Here is a 2,134-nt window from a genome sequence, read left to right as displayed (position 1 = left end):
CGCGGATGTCCGCGTCGGATTCCTTAAGTTCGTTGATCTTGCGGCAGGCGTGCAACACCGTCGTGTGGTCGCGACCACCAAACACATCGCCGATTTCCGGCAGGCTGTGGTTGGTCAGCTCCTTGGACAATGCCATGGCCACCTGACGCGGACGTGCCACCGAGCGCGAACGGCGCTTGGACAGCAGGTCGGAAATCTTGATCTTGTAGTACTCGGCGACGGTGCGCTGAATGTTATCCACAGAGACCAGTTTGTCCTGCAGTGCCAACAAGTCCTTCAGGGATTCGCGAATCAATTCGATGGTGATGTCGCGGCCCATGAAGTGCGAGTGAGCGATCACGCGTTTCAGCGCACCTTCCAGCTCGCGGACGTTGGAACGAATGCGCTGGGCAATGAAGAACGCCGCGTCGTGAGGCAACTCGACTTTGGCCTGATCAGCCTTCTTCATCAAGATCGCCACGCGGGTTTCCAGCTCCGGCGGCTCGACGGCAACCGTCAGACCCCAGCCGAAGCGGGACTTGAGGCGCTCTTCAAGGCCTTCGATTTCTTTCGGGTAGCGGTCACTGGTGAGAATGACCTGCTGGCCACCTTCAAGCAGGGCGTTGAAGGTGTGGAAAAACTCTTCCTGGGAACGCTCTTTACGGGCGAAGAACTGAATATCGTCGATCAGCAGAGCGTCCACCGAACGGTAGAAACGCTTGAACTCGTTGATCGCATTCAGTTGCAGCGCCTTGACCATGTCGGCCACGAAGCGCTCGGAATGCAGGTACACGACCTTGGCATTCGGGTTCTTCTTTAATAGATGGTTGCCCACCGCGTGCATCAAGTGGGTTTTACCCAGGCCGACGCCGCCATACAGGAACAGCGGGTTGTAGCCGTGCTTGGGATTGTCCGCCACCTGCCAGGCCGCCGCGCGGGCGAGCTGGTTGGACTTGCCTTCGACGAAATTCTCGAAGGTGAAGGTGCGGTTCAGGTAACTGGTGTGCTTGAGCGCGCCTTCGACCTGCACTGTGCGCTGTTCGGCGCGAACCGGGGCCTGTTGCGAGGCGGCACCGGCCATCGGGTCAAAGCTGTCGCGGGACGGCTCTTCACTGACTTCCTCGGTTTTCTGCGTCGAGCGCTTGGCCGGGGCTGCACTTGGAGCGGGGGGCTGGCGCACTGGCCGGCGCGGTATTGGCCTGCGCCTGGGATACCTGCGCAGCGGCCAACGGCGCATTCGGCGCGGCGCGCGGGGCCGAACTGCGTTTGCTGCCTATTAATAAGGAAAGCGCTGGCGCCATGCCATTGCCGTGCTCATCCAGCAGTTCAAGGACGCGACCGAGGTACTTTTCGTTGACCCAGTCCAGCACAAAACGGTTCGGTGCGTAGACGCGCAACTCGTCGCCTTCGGCTTCGACCTGTAGTGGACGGATCCAGGTGTTGAATTGTTGGGCAGGCAGCTCTTCGCGCAAAAGCTCCACGCACTGCTGCCAAAGTTCCACTGACACGGATATCCCCTAAGTTGAAAGCCGGTGAGGCAAAAACAAGCGGCCATTGTAGCGGCGAGCCGTCCACTTATCCACATGCAGGTGGTGTGGCGAGCATGATTAATCAATGCGTTAACCGGGAAAAAGGCGACCAACGGTGTGTGCATAAGCTCTGTGGATAACCGCCTCTGAGAGCACTGGACAACTGGGGGTAGAACTCGGTGGATAATCAGCCTGTGGATAACAGGTCATTCCACGCACAGGTTATCCGATAGCGCAGCACAGGCTGAACACGGTTTTCCACCGTAGTTGTCATTCTCTGTACATCACGCTTTATAAGGCCTGAGCACGGTTATCCACAGAAGAGGGCCGGCCTAGCTTTTACAAGCTTTACAGAAAAGCTTTTAAATAATTCCCTTCTTTATTTTTTATGTCTGGCTAACAGGATTTCGGTTACGTGAGCTCCAGAGATCTATTTATAAGGAAACGCTGGTTGGAAATTGACCTGAAGGCTTGCTTTCTCTAGAATCCCCGGTCTCTTAAAACGGGGGCCATTCCGGCCCGTTGTGGACGAACCAGGTAACACGACATGAAACGTACTTTCCAACCAAGCACTATCAAACGCGCTCGTACCCACGGTTTCCGTGCTCGCATGGCTACCAAGAACG

The 2,134-nt window shown here is 56.9% G+C and carries 1 protein-coding gene and 1 pseudogene; one reads left to right on the top strand and one right to left on the bottom strand.

Annotated elements, in window-relative coordinates; all coding sequences use genetic code 11:
- A pseudogene (dnaA, locus tag HT737_RS15705) lies at positions 1-1,487 on the bottom strand (chromosomal replication initiator protein DnaA); the annotation flags it as partial.
- Positions 1,488-2,055: 568 nt separating this feature from the next.
- On the opposite strand from dnaA, the gene rpmH reads away from it, so the two are divergent.
- The coding region (gene rpmH, locus HT737_RS15700; RefSeq protein ID WP_182403189.1) for a 50S ribosomal protein L34 at positions 2,056-2,134 on the top strand (79 nt) is incomplete at its 3' end.

Source organism: Pseudomonas sp. MD195_PC81_125 (assembly GCF_014060985.1).
Lineage (GTDB): Bacteria > Pseudomonadota > Gammaproteobacteria > Pseudomonadales > Pseudomonadaceae > Aquipseudomonas > Aquipseudomonas parakoreensis.
The sequence above is the reverse complement of the archived record's forward strand: the minus strand, read 5'-3'. Positions and strand labels throughout refer to the sequence as shown.